Below are 15,809 nucleotides of genomic sequence, written 5' to 3' on the forward strand. Positions count from 1 at the left end.
GGCTTACTGGTGAGAAGTCTTGGCTGGTTTATTAAAAAATATTTGCTGTTCTCCTCTTCCGCCCACTCCTGAATAATACTAGTAACGCTCAACAGACTAGACCCATTAAAAAGAACCCACTACTATCGATGAAACCAATCAATAGCACTTCTAAATACTCATCTGAGCTAGATTAGCAAGTACATCTCTAACACTCAAAACCCTATACACTCCTAAATCACTTGGGCTATACTGATAGTATAACCACAACAAGGAAGGGGTATATAACGATGCCTGTACAAACAAAAATATTATCAGGAGTCTATGCCGACTCAATGACGCTAATGGCACTCTCCACAAAGGTCAATAAGCTCCCGGGTGTTCAGAAGGCCATGATCGGCATGGGCACAGCGATGAACAAAGCCGTTATCAGCGACGTCGGCTTGATGAGCTCTGAAGTCGAAGCGGCCTCAATTGGTGACATGATTTACGCCGTAGAATGCGAAACTGAAGAAATTTGCGCTGAAACATTGGCGAAGATCGACGAGCTACGGACGGCTTCGGTTACCGATCAAGACCAGAAAAACTCCTACCGATCGCTTGATAAGGCCGTCGAAGATAGTGATTCCAGTCTGGTCGTCATTTCGGTTCCTGGTGAATACGCTGCCAGTGAGGCTTGCAAGGCGCTTGAAAAAGATAAAAACGTCATGATATTTAGTGACAACGTTACCGTCGAAGATGAATTATCACTCAAACAATTTGCTCACGAAAAGGGGCTGTTGGTTATGGGGCCAGACTGCGGTACAGCTATTATCAATAACGTCGGCTTATGTTTTGCCAATGCTGTTAATGAAGGCTCAGTCGGTGTGGTTGCCGCTTCTGGTACCGGAGCTCAGGAATTCAGTGTACAAGTTGACGCTTTAGGCGGCGGTATCAGCCAACTGATCGGTGTCGGTGGTCGCGATTTGTCGGAAGACATTGGCGGCATCATGATGATTGACGGACTGAATATGCTGGCTCAGGATGATCAAACTAAAGTCATCGTGCTGATCTCAAAACCACCCGCAGAAGCAGTCGCGAACAAAGTGCTTGAAGTAGCTAAAGGCATCGATAAGCCGGTAGTGGTCTGCTTTATCGGTGATGAGTCAGCCGAAAGTAATGCCAACCTGCACTTTACCAATAATACTTTAGAAGCTGCGAAAAAAGCTGTCCAATCAGCTGGCCTATCTGTCAATACTGACACAAAAAACTATGACTTCGACTATGAAGGAATTAACTCGTCGTTCGCTGCGAACCAGAAGTTTATTCGTGGTGTATTCTGCGGCGGAACTATCTGTGATGAAGTGTTTTATGTCTTGAAGAATGCCTCCAATAACGTTGCTGGTAATATTGTCAGCAATGTTGCGAAGAACGCTAAAGATCAATTACCAATTGGTGCCACTAGCCACGACAACGCACTGATTGATATGGGCTCCGATGAATTTACCAGTGGCCGGCCACATCCAATGATTGACCCAACCGATCGTAATGCTCGACTAATCAAAGAAGCCCAAGATCCTGAAACAGCCATCTTACTGCTCGACTTCGTACTGGGTTACGGCTCAAACGAAGACCCAGTCGGAGCTGCTGCTGAGTCAATCAAGCAAGCCTATGCGGACGCTAAAAAAGACAGCCGCTCGCTACAGATTGTCGCTTACGTACTCGGCACAAACAGAGATCCACAAGGTAAGAAAAATCAAATTGACCAGTTAAAAAGCTTAGGTGTTCATGTTATCGATTCAGTTGTTGATATGGGTAGCGTAGCGTTAAAAATGTTACATAAATAATAAATCGAGGGAGAAGGATATGTCATTATTTGGTAAAAAAGCGAAGGACATGACCGTCGTAAACGTCGGCCTCAGCTCATTTGCAAGCGACATTGAGAAGCAGGGCGCGCACGCTCAGCAGGTTAATTGGACACCGCCCCGCGAGTACTCTCAAGAAGTGCGCGACGCGCTAAAGAAACTTCAGCAGCCAGAAATAGCCGCTAAGATAAAAGCCGCTAACCAAGAAGTGTTTGAGAAGATTACTAAGTCACACCAAATACTTACGGGTTACGAGCAAGCTATTGATGTGGTGCCTGGCATGACCAAAACCACTATATTACATGCAGGGCCACCCATTAAATGGGACGCTATGTGCGGCGCTATGCGCGGTGCCGTTACCGGTGCAATCGTCTTTGAAGGCCTAGTCGAAACTATTGAAGAAGCTGAAGAAGTGGCCGCCTCAGGTGGGGTTCAATTCTCACCCTGTCATGAGCACGACTGCGTCGGTTCCATGGCCGGTGTGACTTCAGCCTCCATGTACATGCATGTAGTCAAAAACAAAACCTACGGCAACGTCTCTTATACCAACCTATCTGAGCAACTGGCGAAAATTCTACGCATGGGCGCTAATGATCAATCGGTTATCGACCGCCTCAATTGGATGCGCGATGTCCATGGCCCAATGCTCTCAGCCGCTATGAAGCTGGCTGGCGAGATTGACCTTCGCTTGTTACTGTCTCAAGCAATCCACATGGGTGACGAAGATCACAACCGTAACTTTGCCGGCTCCCTACTCCTTATGCAAGAACTTGCTCCATACATCATCCAAACTGATTTTACTGATGAGCAGAAAAAAGATGTTTTCGAATTTGTAAAATCAAGTGACTACTTCTCAGGCCCAACTTGGATGGCGGTAGCCAAAAACGCTATGGACGCCGCTCATGGTGTAGAAAATAGCACCATCGTAACCACCATGTGCCGTAACGGTACCGATTTTGGTATTCGGGTGTCACATATGGAAGGATTCCAGTGGATCACCGGACCTGCCCAGCAAGTAATGGGCCCTATGTTTGCCGGCTACAAGCCAGAAGATTCTGGCCTTGATATTGGCGATAGCTCAATCACTGAGACCTTTGGTATCGGCGGCTTTGCTATGGCGGCAGCACCAGCAATTATCCCTTTGGTTGGCGGTACTGTTGAAGATGCGCTTAACTACTCGAGAGATATGATGGATATCACCACGGGTACTAACCCAAATATTACGATTCCAATCCTCAACTTCCGTGGTCTTGCAACGGGTATCGATGTCATCAAAGTCATCGAAACGGGTATGCCACCTATTATTAATACCGCTATCGCTCATAAAGACGCTGGTATCGGCATGATTGGCGCCGGTCTTGTGAATCCACCGTTTGAAGTATTTGAGAAGGCGATTGTTAAATTAGCGACCTCAATTAACTAAGCCGCTTGAGTGAATAAGCAACTTGACTAACTTTAAATTAACTAGCAGGCTTATCTATACAACATGCACCTTATCGCTATCACAGCCGACAGTACTTGGCGCACGGCGCTTCAGACTCCAAAGACCGCTAAGGTTGAGAGTGTCTTTCGCCGTGCGCTCAATCTGCGACTTAATAGTGGTGAGCTGCTGACTGTCTTTCCGGCTGGCAGCCCAAACGCGCCGGCCGGTTTAATAGGGTCACATGTGATAGGCCAGACTTTAGGCCACGTTGGCGAAACCGTTAAATTGTCCCCAACGGCGATTACTTTTAACACTGTAACTATCGCAACAAATAAATGTCGATTTGTGACAAACAGCCTTGGTGAACGACAGATGCCTATGCCAAGCCATGACTACTTAGGGCAGTTTACGCAACACGTAAAAGCTCAGGCTATACAGGGTAGTTTTTACGGTTCTATGCCAAACGATGTGTTTAACAGCGCTCAAGTTGCAAGACTTGAACGTGGTCGCGGGCAGTTAAAGCTTGCTTGGACACAGTCGTCAGTCGAAGGAATTGCAGATGCAACCAAGCAGTTGATTGGACTTGGGATTGGGCTTACCCCCTCTGGTGACGACTACTTAGTTGGGCTACTGTTAGTACTAAATCACTCAGTAGCAGCTGATAGCGCTAACTTAGCCGCTATCAAACAGGCCATCTTAGACAATCTAGGAACAACGACTAGTGTCAGCCAAGCCTACCTACGTGCTGGACTCGAGCGACGATACGGCGAACCACTTCGCGACCTTCTCATTGCTGTTACCAGCCAAGCGGATACGTTTGAGAATGCTTTACAAACGGTACTCTCACACGGTGCCACCTCAGGTCAAGACACCTGCACCGGTATGATTGATGCATGGAAATTGCTACAGGGATTTACTACAGAAAGTTGCTACAGGGAAATATTGCAAGAAGTTGGTATATGAATAAGTAACTAATACATATGTAAATAGGTGACAAGGGGAATACCATATGAATAGTAAACTAATCTATACGCTTGGTACTGCAGCCGTTACCGGCATACTCTGTGGACTCTGGGGCGGTTATGCCGGTGCAATTGGCCTAGTAGCATGGGCAGGATTTGCGAGCACGACGGCTTACTTTGCGACCGGCATGCGCTACCTATCAGGGTTTTTTATGACCATCGTCACTACGATGTTCGGCGTCGGTTTTGCGTGGTTGATGCTGCAAGGCGCAGAGATACTTGGTGGTAGCGACGCCGCCTATGCACTCGCGGTTGGAATATTCGTCATGTGTATCGTCCTGATGGGTCAGATTAAGTGGACAGGATATGTCCCCGGTATCTTCGTTGGAACCTACTCCTTATTTGCGATGCCTGATAACAACGTACCGCTACTTGTATTGTCACTGTTAGCCGGTGCAGTACTTGGCCTAGCGTGCGACTGGCTTGGTAAAGCACTATTTGTAAAATACGCGCCTAAAATAGTCTAAAAAACTATGGCGTAATCGTCGTTCCGGCTTCACCCGCCACAATAGCTTCGACTTCACTCAGCTCACCAATTACAGCATTATTACCTGAATGTTTTACGAAGCGCTGAGCCGCTTGAACCTTCGGCAGCATACTGCCAGCCTCAAACTGACCTTCAGCAATGTAGCCCGCGATATCACCGCTACTAACAATCTCTAAGGATTTCTGTTCAGACGTACCGAATCCTAGCATCACTGCCGATACGGTTGTCAATATAATAAATTGATCGGCTCCTACAAGCTCCGCTATCAATGCCGCCGATAAATCTTTGTCAATTACTGCCTCTATTCCTTGATGAGTGCCATCGTCCTGCTTGATTACTGGTATTCCTCCACCTCCTGCAACAATCAACGTTACCCCAGCGTCAGTCAGCACTTTGATTGCCTTCGTTTCCACTATTTCAACGGGTGACGGTGAAGCAACGACTCGCCGCCAACCACGACCAGAATCTTCACGAAAAATATAATTCTGTCCATCAGAAGCATTTATGGCTTCAGATTCAGATTCGTAAAACGGGCCGATTGGCTTATCTGGATTAAGAAATTTTGGATCGTTCTCATCAACAACCGTTTGAGTTATGATTGCAACGGCCTGATTACTGAGATTGTTTCTTTGAAATTCATCATTCAGCGCTTGTTGTAACCAATAGCCGATTGCCCCTTGACTCATCGCACCGCAAGTATCTAGCGGCATCGCTGGCACGGCTTCAGAGTCGATGGCGTGCTGTCCGAGTAGTATGTTACCGACCTGCGGCCCATTACCGTGGACAATAACCAGCTGATGCCCCTGACTAACCACTGCCGTTAGCTTTGCTGCCGTCTCTCGAGCTACCGCCTTCTGATCAGCAGCTGACGCATTGCCCTTGCGCTGCAATGCATTTCCACCTAGTGCTACAACGATTCTTGCCATTACTTCCTCCACTATCTTTTACTGTTAGTTATTTTTATAGGTATATCTATTGGTATGAGCTAAATTCAAAATAAATATAAAAGTAAGTTGTTGATTTCAATTAATATTGAACTATCTTCAAATATCAATACACATGAGTATATACACATCATCGACTTGTTGAGATGAATTTATGAGTTACTCGTCGGGTAAGATTATCAAGTGACCCGTAGCAACGATAATTTGTGTTTTGAAACTATCTAAATCAGCGCTTTTGATACATTTGCTACTGTACATTTGCTACTGGTAGTCTGTTACTGTTTGGATATTCAAAGAATATTAAAAGGAATAAAACATGAGTGACATGAGTAAAAAGTCGGATTATGTCGAAGATTTTCCAGAAGAGAATCCTGCAGGTGATCTAAACGAGAAACCTAAGTCTAAGTATGAATTATGTGTTGCTGCTGAAAGTGCAAAAGTACATGCACTGATAGCCAAAGCTCAAAGCGATGCTAAGGCACGTTTACTAGATGATAAATAGCGGTGTTTGAAGCCATTGCAAGCAATGTGTAAGATCTTAGTTTACCAAGTTAAGGTCTACGGTTTTCTGGGTATATATCAATAGTCACATAGCAGCCTTAATCATCAGCAACGCTCCGGTTATCACCAATAACCCATAAACCAATTGCCGGAAACGCTGCTCATTCAGACGGTGATGCAGGTATTCTCCCAATACAATGCCGATGACCAACACTGGCAGATAAAAGACAAGTCGTGGCAAACTGGGAACCAATGACCCATCAATTAGAAATAGCACTGACAAACAACCGTTTAATGTAAACCATACGACCAAAAGAGTGGCACGCATGCGGCTTTTGTCCAAATTGATGCCGCCCATTGAATAAACGAGCAGTGGGCCGCCTGATGCGAACAGGCCGTGGGTAATGCCGGCGCCAAAAGTCAGGGCTCGACTCAACATCAGAGTGTGCGGAGCGACTGGTATGCCGCGATACATACGCCAGAGCTCACGGCTGGCAAACCAGAACACCAATGCACCAAACAGCAGTTTGAGCAAGGAATCACCAAGCCAAGGTCGCAACCCATAGCCGGCCAGTGTACCCAATAACATTAGCGGCAAAATCAGTTTAAGTAGTACGGGCCAGTAGATATGTCGGCGATTATGCCAGACCAGATAGCCAGTCATTAGAACGTTGAGCGGTACCACTACCGGCATCATTTGATTTATTGGCAGCATCAACGCACCAAGGGAGAGCGCAATCACTAAGCTGCCAAAGCCAGTGATTGCTTCTACAGTGTAGGACAACAGGATGAAGACGCCGAGCCAAATCCAAGGATCGAGAATCAATTAAAGCCCCTCATCATAAATCACCGGCAAAGCGCTTTACGCACCTAATGTAAGTACATATAACCAAGCCTAATCCTGAGGCAGTACTGGTGATTAGGATGACATTCATTTTATATATACTCAGTGTCAGGGAACAACAAACATCTTACGCAAAAATAGGCCGGTGAGAGATTGATATTTAAGTGATCAGAGTTTCTGATAGTCTATCTTCACTAGCTATGTTATTTACGAACACAACTTTACGGACACTCCAATAATATAGAAAATTATCGTTATTTTGGACAAAAAATCGCGTTGTCACTGTTTGTTATGATTATCTCATTGGAATTATTTATTATAACCATCAGGCTAAATAATGAGTAGAGCGTGTTTGATCTTTAGCTTATAAATACCACACACGCTCTTCCTCTAGTCTATTTATTACTTTTGTGCAGGCAGTACTTTTTCAATGCCTTTAAGCGCGCAGCTTTCGTCTTGCATTGCGCCCCCTGCGCCGCCCGCAGCAATAGCCCCTATTACGTCATTGCCAAACTTTAAAGGTACGCCGCCACCGATAAGCAGTAGGTCATTTACCGTATTTAAGTTGTTTGAGTCTGGATTAGCACGGGCATTATTAGCCAAAATACGCGAAGGTGTTTTGGTGGATAGCGCAGTAAATGCTTTACGAACAGCAGCATCGGTATTGTGTGGGCCAACACTATCATCGCGTTGCAAGGCGATTAGATTACCAGCACGATCGACGACTGCTACAACAGCAGACTTACCTTCTGCATGACAGGCCGCCATAGTAGCCTCGATTAATTCATTGGCTAGTGCCAAAGATACATTCGGCTGTTGCAATATTAGACTAGGTTTAGCAACCCTAGGTTTGGCAGCGATAACATTGGTAGCACAGCCTAAAACAGCTAGCGCCATTAAAGCTTTTGATAAATAACTTGATATTAATCGCATAAAAACTCCTGAAGTTTAGCCCACATCTGCGAGCATTGATTTTAAATAACACCTTAAGACATTTAAGACATTTTAAAAAATTTAAGACATTACGCTAAAAATATAGAAAATAATGGCTATTAATATAGGTAGTTAATGAAGGCTTTTAATAAAAACAATTAATAAGTCAAACACGCCCTACCCTAATAAAGTATAGCCTCTTACATTAGAGCTTCTTGTATTAGGATTTCTAATCAGCCTTTTGCTGCTGACTATTAGACAGTCTTTCGCTAATTGATTACCGATACCAGAAGTCGCACCGGTGATAATAATATGAATTTCTCAGGAGAATCTGTCATCGTAAACATCTTCTTTTAGTTATTATTTTAGCGATGATAAGTTTGAAATAGATAACATTCCAAGCAATTAGGAATTATTTTTATTAAGTATTGGCTAATCAAACCGCCAGTCTTATTTACTAAATCTAAATAACCTAAACGCCAATGATTATAGTATAAGAGGCAGCAATTATTGTTGTAACTTCGCAAACAGCTCATCAATGACGGACTGTTTCATCTTACCCAACTGCCTTTTTTTAGCCATTTTAGGTTAAGAGCCTTAATCAAGATAAAATGATGAATTAGCAAGTTTAAGAAGCTTTGGGAAGCTCTTTTGCTGTATTTTTTATACTTTCTACTAAAAGCGCCTTAAGACAGTGTTATATTGACATGCTACAATGCGATAACCCAAAACTACTTAATATAGCGTATCGTCGAAGCTATTAATTTTAGAATGTTAGTTTTTAGAGCATCGCATCTTAGGTGCTATTTTTAACTGTGCACTGAACGCTGGCAAAGTGTTACGCATTGTATAAGTTACGCTTCATGCCATCGGCCTTTGTGTATCCAAAGCTCTAAGCAATTATAAGACAAGCAACTGTAAACCAAGTAACTATAAACTAAGCAACTATAAAAAGGGCCTCCCATGAACGAACTGCAATTGTCTGACCGCGTCAACAATATTAAACCTTCACCGACCCTCGCAATTACCAATAAAGCTAAAGAACTAAAAGCAGCTGGCAAAGACATTATTGGTCTAGGCGCAGGCGAGCCTGACTTCGATACTCCAGAGCATGTTAAGCAAGCCGCTATTCAAGCAATTAACGACGGCTTTACTAAATATACCGCTGTTGACGGCACCCCAGAGCTCAAAAAAGCTATCATCGATAAGTTCAAGCGTGATAATGACCTTAGCTATGAGCCTAATGAGATTTTGGTATCGGTCGGTGGTAAACAATCCTTTTTTAACCTTGCTCAAGCCTTTATTAATCCGGGTGATGAAGTCATCATTCCAGCACCGTACTGGGTCAGCTACCCTGACATGGTCATCATCGCTGAAGGCGTGCCGGTCATCGTAAAATGCCCTGCTGAACAAGATTTCAAAATCACCCCAGAACAGTTAAAAGCCGCTATTACTGATAAAACTAAATTGTTGGTACTTAATAGCCCGTCTAACCCAACTGGCATGGTTTATAGTTTAGAGGAACTCAAAGCCATTGCTGACGTGCTCAAAAAGCACCCACAAGTTTATGTGGTGTCAGACGACATGTATGAGCACATTCGCTGGACAGGTGATAAGTTCTACAACATCTTGAATGCCGCGCCAGAGCTAAAAGAGCGCGCTATCATCTTAAATGGCGTATCAAAAGCTTATGCCATGACCGGCTGGCGTATCGGCTATGCCGGCGGCCCTGCCAAACTAATTGGCGCGATGAAAAAAGTACAGTCACAATCAACCTCATGCCCAGCTTCAATCAGCCAAGTGGCAGCCGAAGCCGCTATTAGCGGTGACCAAAGTGTGCTGACACCAATGGTAAAAGCGTTTGAGAAGCGTTGTGACTTGGTGGTAGACGGCTTAAATGCGATTAAAGGCATCACTTGCTTGCGTCCAGACGGCGCGTTTTATGTCTATCCTAATATCGTGCCATTGATTAAAGCCGCTGGTCTAAAGTCTTGTACTGAGTTTTCAGAATGGTTACTGGAGAAAGTCGGCGTAGCGGTAGTACCAGGTGATGCCTTCGGTCTTGGTGGCTATATGCGCATCTCTTACGCTACCGATGAAGCGACTCTAAAAGATGCGTTATCACGTATCGAAAAAGCAGTTGCTGATTTAGACGTTGCTGAATAATTAGACGTTGTTAAATGGCGGTGCTGAATGATGTTACTAAATCATTCATTGCTAAAATAATAGTGCTATGAATAAGAGAGACGTCCACTGCGGCGTCTTTTTTTAGTTTTAAAATGGTCATTTTAGACTTTAAAGGTCTTATTTTCATAAAAAACGCAAAAAGGACTTGACGTATTTTTTATCTTTGCTAAAATACGCCCCACTTAGCGCGAACTCAGAGTTAGCGCTAAGCTCGTTGTAAGACGATAAACCTTACAGCTTATTCCTCAATAGCTCAGTTGGTAGAGCGTCGGACTGTTAATCCGTGTGTCCCTGGTTCGAGCCCAGGTTGAGGAGCCAAATTTAGCAAGACGTTGGTCAATAATATACTAGCAATTATTTTGAATCACTTTTGATTCGATTATGGCATATGCCAAAACCCTCATCAGTTTGATGAGGGTTTTTTTATGATACTTAAAATAGCATTTAAAAAACTATAAGACTTCAGATAACAAAGCCAGGCCATTAGCGATAGTCCAGTAGCGGTAAATCGTATCAATTTGATAATAGATAATATATTTTTGGGTTAGGGTTGACAGATATCGAAACGTTGGCTAGAATGTGTCCCACATAACGCGAATCGCTAAAGAGTCACTTTTTAGATAGCTTTGTTGTTATCACCAATTATTCCTCAATAGCTCAGTTGGTAGAGCGTCGGACTGTTAATCCGTGTGTCCCTGGTTCGAGCCCAGGTTGAGGAGCCATATTATAAAAAACCTTCATCGGATAATGATGAAGGTTTTTTTATGGGCGCTATTTTTAGCAGCACTAATATGTCATGTTTGAGCGCTTTGCTGTATGGTTAGCATTAGATAAAGCGCGTTTGATAGTCACAAATAGCTTCGTTCAAGTTCTTTATTCCTACTCACTAAAAGTAATGGTTTATTATGATACCTGCACGCATCAAAAATAAGTTTTCTGATCATCCACAAAAGATCATGCGCCCCATTAGTATTCGTCTCTCTGAGGAGATGATTGAGCTATTGAGTGCGACCTCATCAGAGCTAGGTTTTAAACGTATTCAAGGACTCATACGCTTATATATACGCCAAGGTCTTGACCGCGACCATCAAGACTATACGTTAGCGCATGATGAGGTGTTTATCGAGACGCTACGCAAAAGAGGCGTCAGTCAGCGTATCATCGATGAGGCTATCGTAGTCACGCATAACAACAACATCACCCATCCATTATCTGAGCTGCAAGATAATAATTAAGCTCACCTCTCTTAACCGCCATCTTGCAAAATTTAACACAATATCAAACGGTGATTGAGTACGGCCTTCCACTAAAATAGAGTATATTCAAGTTAATGGTTTATACCAAAGTTATGCTATTTATTCATGCACCCTTAAAGAGCTAGTAATTCGTAAGCCATGAACTAATCATTAGCAAACAGTCATAGTTAAGAATAGCTAAAATTTGGCAATGGCAACAAAAGCTCGGAGAGATCTTTGAGCAATTATCTGCTAACGATAGACAGCTACTCAGCCATTATATGCTACGGATGAAGCTCAGCGATGCTTACGAGTCAGAAGCGAATATGCGCACCACTATCAAGCAAGCCTTCATACAGCAGCGTGAATATGAGCGTTTGCATCCTAATAATCCTACTGGTAAAAGAAGCCCTATTGTCGCAAGCCTGCAAATTGGCGCTGTCAATGCTCAGATTCATCCTATTGCCCTACTACCTATTACCAGTCAAAATCAGCGATTGTGACAGCTTAGCTTAAATCAAGTTAAGCTCCAGTTCATGCTATCTGAACATGGCACAGTACCTATTAAGAGCTTTAAATAAGAATTTTAAAGGCTCGCTGCTGATGAAAGACGATAATCTGACTGAAGGTAAGCGCTTTAATGTGCCGCTCACACAATCCATACCGCCTATCACGCCTGAACAATCCGGTAAAGTAATCATCGAAAGTAGTATCAAGGATATCAACGTTATACGCACCATTAGAAATGCGCGAGATGTGACCATAGAAATTAATAAAGACACACTCACGTTTACTGACGGTCAAAAGATTGAGTTTTCGGATAAATTGGCTAAGTAATTTTTAATATAATGTTCAGCAATAAAAAAGCCCCAATCATAAGTGATTGGGGCTTTTTTACAATACTTTATCGTACTTAAATTTGGCGGAGACGGAGAGATTCGAACTCTCGAAGGGCTATGAACCCTTGTCGGTTTTCAAGACCGGTGCATTCAACCGCTCTGCCACGTCTCCATTTGTGCATCATTATAGCGATATGAAATGAGAATGCAAGCGCTAATGCAAAAAAACGTAAATTATTGTCATATTGCTTACTTTCCTTTTGCTGATATTTTACTAATAGTGGCTATTTATTGACAAAGTCGACAGACTGCTTACTTGACGCTAGATGCAAGCACATATCAAGGAGACGATTGGCATAGCCCCATTCATTATCATACCAAGCAAAGACCTTATACTGATTGCCCACTTGCATCAACTGCTGACCGTCAATGATAAGCGATTCAGGCTGATGAATAAAGTCACTTGAGACTAGTGGCTCATCAGTGTAGTCCATAATATTGGCCAAATAGGTTTGGCTAGCCGATTTTAACACGTCTCTCATCGCCTCGACACTGACATCCGGCGTACTAAACACAAAGGTCACATCAATAGCAGCAACGTCAATGGTCGGCACCCGAATAGAGTGACCATTAATTTTACCAACCATCTTTGGTAGCACACGTTCAGTGGCCGCGATACTACTCGAGGTAGTCGGAATAATATTATACCCCGAGGCGCGTGCCCGTCTGGGATCGCGGTGAGCTTGATCGAGCACGGTTTGATCAGCAGTAACCGCATGGATTTCGGTCATCATCGCGGACTTCACCCCAAACGCCTTATCAAGGGTATCAATCAGCGGCACCAACGCCTGCGTGGTACAAGAAACGCTAGAGATAATCGGTAGCTCACAAGTCAGCTCATCGCTATTGACGCCCATGACAATACAAGCATCAACATCATCGAAAGGCGCCGCCCCAATGATAACTTGCTGAGCACCCGCATCGATATGCATATGCGCTTGTTCATAAGAGCGAAAGTGTCCGGTACATTCTAGTACCACGTCGATACCTAAAGTCTCCCAAGGCAACTGCTGCGGATCGGCCTCTGAAAGCATACGAATACAGTACGTATGGTTCTTTTTGGTTAGACACAGCTGAGTTTCGTCATTAGCGCCACTGTTATTGCCTTCAACATTATTAATGACCAGCTCAGCACTAACCCCCAATCGGCTCAAACGCCCATGGGTGCTGTCAAATTTTAACAAGTGTAATAAAATATCAGCCGGAGCCAAATCATTAATCGCCACCACATGAATTGCACGTCCCAGTACCTCAAAGCGCTCTAGCAGCGCCCGCAATACATTACGACCTATGCGCCCAAAGCCATTAATTGCTACTCTGAGTGGCTGAGTGTGCTCGCTAGTAGCATGGAACGCTGCTGCGACGGCAGGATCAGAGGTCAAACGGTAGGTGGCGCTAGAAAAATCAGGCATAAATATTAATCACTATAAATGTGGGAACAAAAATATTCAGGCGGCATATAGAAAATGACGGCATAGGAATAGGCGTACTGATGAAGTCATGCACGCCTCTAAGGTTATAACGATGCGGGGCTACTGTGGAAATATGGAAACCTATGGGGTAATAAATATGAGTGCCAAACGAATGGTATTGTAATCAATACTTTGTTTTAAATGCTCATATATAGGCTTAATCTTGATAGTACCATTATCATTAAAATCATTGGGATTATTGGCAACTTTAATGATGACATAAGCGTTACCAACAGCAGTCATCACCGCATCATCAGGGCGCAAGTGGTCACAAGCAAGACTGGGGTCTTTACGTTTAAGATCACTAATATGGCGCATAATGGTCGATTGTGCAAGTCCTCGTGTATGGGCAATATCAGCAATACTGAGGCTTTCATCTAATAACAGGCGAGTCGCAAGCAAGGTACTCTCTGACTTATCAGCGATTTGACTGCCAAGCTTTTGTTTTTTATCTTGTTGTGCTTGCTGTTGTTCACGGCGCCTTTTTTGTAAGTTGGCATACGCATCAATTACCGACTTACTTAACGTACCGCCCGATTTTAGAATGAACTTCTCATGCGACTGCGTCATACTTTTTTCATCAAGCATCGCATAGTTGGCATCGGCTTCATCTGATAATATTAGAAAACGCTTGTCCGCGCCGCGTGCTAGCGGGTCTAGCTGCAAGCTCAACTCGTTCATACCCAGCAGCTGTAAGCCGGCAAGCGACTTGAGCCGTGATAGTGCCACATAACCTTGTCCCAGCTCAAAGGTACGCGATAAATCAATCTCAGCCGCATCCAGAGTCATCCCTTGCGATTTATGAATGGTGATTGCCCAAGCCAAACATAACGGCACTTGCTCATAGCTTGCCAGCACCTCGCCCGTCTCATCTTCAATCATCCATTCTTCCGGCTCAGCCACCACTTCACGTCCTGAATTAAGCCTAACCACTGGCATTTTTTGCGGTGCCGGTTTTTTGGTTTTAGTTTTAGCTTTTTCTTTAGTAGTAACACTAGTGTCAGCATCAACATCAGAATTATCGTCAGCACTTTTCTTATCGTTATCGATATCCTTTAGTGCATCGCTCTTTGCTTTCTCTTTATCATCAACTTTTACTGCGGCAAAGCCAATCAACTCGCCCATCGTGCCGTTGGAGACCCCAAGCTCACTATTATTTTTGATAAACATCACCTTTGCGCCTACTTTGAGAGTCAGCTCATCTTGAGTACGCACGGTCTTTTTTAGGGTTTCGACCAGCTTAGTATCGCCTGTCAAAGTCGCATCAAAACGCATGGTTTCGCCAGTTAAGTCAGCAAGCTCTTTGTCATTGATTTTATTAACGTTGAGATTATGGGTATATAGCCGCGTACGTTGGATATCGATGTTCTGATCAAAGGTATTCTCAAGCGCTGCAATCGCCTCAAAGGTCACATGCTGACGACGAATCTGGTTGAGGATATCGTCTAAATCAAGACCACCATTAGCCTCTTCACTGACTTGCCGATGCTGCTCACTAAGGTAACAAACATGAAACTTAGCATCGAGCCAAGCCTCAGACATAAAGGCAAATTTATCCCGATTGCTCTCACCTCTGTTACCAATCGGTGGCAGCTGAAAAAAGTCCCCTGCGACCACCACTTGAATACCGCCAAAAGGTGCTGCACTCTTACGCACATACTTAAGCACTTCATTAACGGCATTCAGCTGCTTGGCATGCAGCATGGATATCTCATCAATAATAAGTACTTGTGTGTCTTTCAGTCTATCGGCTAAGAATTGCTTGCGAGATAAATTAGTTAAATCACGCTCACTCAGCTCATCCTTGATACCGATACCTGACCAGCTATGAATAGTGGTGCCATTCATATGAGTAGCAGCAATACCAGTGCTAGCGGTCACGGCAACAGGCACACGGCGGGCACGCAGATAATTGATATATTGATTGAGAGTATAGGTCTTACCGGAACCTGCTGAGCCGGTCAAAAAAACGTTTTGACCTGTTTTTAAAATATTAAGAGCAGAAGATTGACGCATATATCCAAACCAACCAATAGTAT

At 43.9% G+C, this 15,809-nt stretch carries 14 protein-coding genes and 3 tRNA genes; 11 read left to right on the forward strand and 6 right to left on the reverse strand.

Features of this window, described 5'->3' with window-relative positions:
- Positions 1-269 precede the first annotated feature (269 nt).
- The 4 genes from fdrA (at position 270) to JMY06_RS02760 (ending at position 4,735) form a co-directional block, all read left to right on the forward strand.
- On the forward strand, positions 270-1,805 hold the full coding sequence (gene fdrA, locus JMY06_RS02745; RefSeq protein ID WP_201616018.1) for an acyl-CoA synthetase FdrA: 1,536 nt from the start codon (positions 270-272) through the stop codon (positions 1,803-1,805).
- Between the two features lie 19 nt (positions 1,806-1,824).
- The gene (locus JMY06_RS02750; protein ID WP_201616020.1) at positions 1,825-3,246 is read left to right on the forward strand and encodes a DUF1116 domain-containing protein; all 1,422 of its coding nucleotides are present in this window, start codon (positions 1,825-1,827) and stop codon (positions 3,244-3,246) included.
- 63 nt (positions 3,247-3,309) lie between these two features.
- Positions 3,310-4,209: a DUF2877 domain-containing protein gene (locus JMY06_RS02755; protein ID WP_201616022.1), complete on the forward strand. Its 900-nt coding sequence runs from the start codon at positions 3,310-3,312 to the stop codon at positions 4,207-4,209.
- Between the two features lie 46 nt (positions 4,210-4,255).
- Positions 4,256-4,735 (forward strand): DUF1097 domain-containing protein, encoded by a 480-nt coding sequence (locus JMY06_RS02760; protein WP_201616024.1) that lies wholly within the window; start codon positions 4,256-4,258, stop codon positions 4,733-4,735.
- Positions 4,736-4,739: 4 nt separating this feature from the next.
- Here JMY06_RS02760 and arcC read toward each other — a convergent pair whose 3' ends face one another.
- The gene (arcC, locus tag JMY06_RS02765) at positions 4,740-5,681 is read right to left on the reverse strand and encodes a carbamate kinase (protein ID WP_201616026.1); all 942 of its coding nucleotides are present in this window, start codon (positions 5,679-5,681) and stop codon (positions 4,740-4,742) included.
- Between the two features lie 334 nt (positions 5,682-6,015).
- Between arcC and JMY06_RS02770 the strand changes: the two genes are divergently transcribed.
- Entirely contained in the window at positions 6,016-6,201 is a 186-nt protein-coding gene (locus tag JMY06_RS02770) for a hypothetical protein (RefSeq protein ID WP_201529785.1), read from the forward strand.
- 84 nt (positions 6,202-6,285) lie between these two features.
- Here JMY06_RS02770 and JMY06_RS02775 read toward each other — a convergent pair whose 3' ends face one another.
- On the reverse strand, positions 6,286-6,984 hold the full coding sequence (locus JMY06_RS02775) for a sulfite exporter TauE/SafE family protein (protein ID WP_265087859.1): 699 nt from the start codon (positions 6,982-6,984) through the stop codon (positions 6,286-6,288).
- A gap of 462 nt (positions 6,985-7,446) precedes the next feature.
- Positions 7,447-7,977, reverse strand: a complete 531-nt coding sequence (locus JMY06_RS02780) for a GlcG/HbpS family heme-binding protein (protein ID WP_201616028.1) — start codon at positions 7,975-7,977, stop codon at positions 7,447-7,449.
- Between the two features lie 963 nt (positions 7,978-8,940).
- Between JMY06_RS02780 and JMY06_RS02785 the strand changes: the two genes are divergently transcribed.
- From JMY06_RS02785 to JMY06_RS02810, 6 genes are all read left to right on the forward strand, one after another.
- On the forward strand, positions 8,941-10,143 hold the full coding sequence (locus tag JMY06_RS02785) for a pyridoxal phosphate-dependent aminotransferase (RefSeq protein ID WP_201616030.1): 1,203 nt from the start codon (positions 8,941-8,943) through the stop codon (positions 10,141-10,143).
- 263 nt (positions 10,144-10,406) lie between these two features.
- Positions 10,407-10,482: transfer RNA gene (locus JMY06_RS02790), tRNA-Asn, on the forward strand.
- 328 nt (positions 10,483-10,810) lie between these two features.
- Positions 10,811-10,886: transfer RNA gene (locus JMY06_RS02795), tRNA-Asn, on the forward strand.
- Between the two features lie 183 nt (positions 10,887-11,069).
- Positions 11,070-11,399, forward strand: a complete 330-nt coding sequence (locus tag JMY06_RS02800; RefSeq protein ID WP_201616032.1) for a CopG family transcriptional regulator — start codon at positions 11,070-11,072, stop codon at positions 11,397-11,399.
- A gap of 281 nt (positions 11,400-11,680) precedes the next feature.
- Complete coding sequence (locus JMY06_RS02805; RefSeq protein WP_201616033.1) at positions 11,681-11,902, forward strand: hypothetical protein; 222 nt, start codon at positions 11,681-11,683, stop codon at positions 11,900-11,902.
- A gap of 100 nt (positions 11,903-12,002) precedes the next feature.
- Complete coding sequence (locus JMY06_RS02810; RefSeq protein ID WP_201616035.1) at positions 12,003-12,236, forward strand: hypothetical protein; 234 nt, start codon at positions 12,003-12,005, stop codon at positions 12,234-12,236.
- A gap of 83 nt (positions 12,237-12,319) precedes the next feature.
- Here the strand turns inward: JMY06_RS02810 and JMY06_RS02815 are convergent.
- From JMY06_RS02815 to JMY06_RS02825, 3 genes are all read right to left on the reverse strand, one after another.
- Positions 12,320-12,410, reverse strand: a tRNA-Ser gene (locus JMY06_RS02815).
- A gap of 112 nt (positions 12,411-12,522) precedes the next feature.
- A complete protein-coding gene (locus JMY06_RS02820; RefSeq protein WP_201616037.1) occupies positions 12,523-13,710 on the reverse strand; it encodes a type I glyceraldehyde-3-phosphate dehydrogenase in 1,188 nt (395 codons plus the stop codon).
- 141 nt (positions 13,711-13,851) lie between these two features.
- Positions 13,852-15,786 carry an AAA family ATPase gene (locus JMY06_RS02825; RefSeq protein ID WP_201616039.1) on the reverse strand — a complete coding sequence of 645 codons (1,935 nt, stop codon included), beginning with the start codon at positions 15,784-15,786 and terminating at the stop codon, positions 13,852-13,854.
- Positions 15,787-15,809: the final 23 nt, after the last annotated feature.

This window comes from Psychrobacter urativorans, from assembly GCF_904846675.1.
In the GTDB taxonomy this organism is placed as follows: domain Bacteria; phylum Pseudomonadota; class Gammaproteobacteria; order Pseudomonadales; family Moraxellaceae; genus Psychrobacter; species Psychrobacter urativorans_B.

What these genes read in the sequence shown, in the direction of transcription:
- JMY06_RS02825 (WP_201616039.1), bottom strand. Translation starts at nt 15,786, where the DNA reads ATGCGTCAATCTTCTGCTCTTAATATTTTAAAAACAGGTCAAAACGTT.
- JMY06_RS02780 (WP_201616028.1), bottom strand. Translation starts at nt 7,977, where the DNA reads ATGCGATTAATATCAAGTTATTTATCAAAAGCTTTAATGGCGCTAGCT.
- arcC (WP_201616026.1), bottom strand. Translation starts at nt 5,681, where the DNA reads ATGGCAAGAATCGTTGTAGCACTAGGTGGAAATGCATTGCAGCGCAAG.
- JMY06_RS02810 (WP_201616035.1), top strand. Translation starts at nt 12,003, where the DNA reads ATGAAAGACGATAATCTGACTGAAGGTAAGCGCTTTAATGTGCCGCTC.
- fdrA (WP_201616018.1), top strand. Translation starts at nt 270, where the DNA reads ATGCCTGTACAAACAAAAATATTATCAGGAGTCTATGCCGACTCAATG.
- JMY06_RS02750 (WP_201616020.1), top strand. Translation starts at nt 1,825, where the DNA reads ATGTCATTATTTGGTAAAAAAGCGAAGGACATGACCGTCGTAAACGTC.
- JMY06_RS02755 (WP_201616022.1), top strand. Translation starts at nt 3,310, where the DNA reads ATGCACCTTATCGCTATCACAGCCGACAGTACTTGGCGCACGGCGCTT.
- JMY06_RS02785 (WP_201616030.1), top strand. Translation starts at nt 8,941, where the DNA reads ATGAACGAACTGCAATTGTCTGACCGCGTCAACAATATTAAACCTTCA.
- JMY06_RS02800 (WP_201616032.1), top strand. Translation starts at nt 11,070, where the DNA reads ATGATACCTGCACGCATCAAAAATAAGTTTTCTGATCATCCACAAAAG.
- JMY06_RS02760 (WP_201616024.1), top strand. Translation starts at nt 4,256, where the DNA reads ATGAATAGTAAACTAATCTATACGCTTGGTACTGCAGCCGTTACCGGC.
- JMY06_RS02805 (WP_201616033.1), top strand. Translation starts at nt 11,681, where the DNA reads ATGCTACGGATGAAGCTCAGCGATGCTTACGAGTCAGAAGCGAATATG.
- JMY06_RS02820 (WP_201616037.1), bottom strand. Translation starts at nt 13,710, where the DNA reads ATGCCTGATTTTTCTAGCGCCACCTACCGTTTGACCTCTGATCCTGCC.
- JMY06_RS02770 (WP_201529785.1), top strand. Translation starts at nt 6,016, where the DNA reads ATGAGTGACATGAGTAAAAAGTCGGATTATGTCGAAGATTTTCCAGAA.